Genomic DNA, 237 nt, shown 5'->3' on the forward strand with positions numbered 1-237 from the left:
TTACCAATCGCAATAGACCTAGGACCTGGAAATGGACATGAAAGTAGAAAGCTCATTCCGCTTCTGAATGACATACAAATAAAGAATAAAAACGGACGACCCAAGAGCAGACCAGAACGTATCTGGGCTGATACGAAGTACCATACATTTCTAGTACTGACATATCTTTACAACAGGCGTATTAGAGCCCAAATAAAACAAAGGAGGAATACCAAACCGAAACAAGGTAGACCACAT

Annotated in this window: 1 pseudogene; it reads left to right on the forward strand. The window is 40.5% G+C overall.

What is annotated here, in order from left to right:
* Positions 1–12: 12 nt before the first annotated feature.
* Positions 13–237 (forward strand): annotated as a pseudogene (locus tag ACYSM9_RS22030) (hypothetical protein); the annotation flags it as partial.

This window comes from Arthrobacter sp. C152 (genome assembly GCF_054890965.1).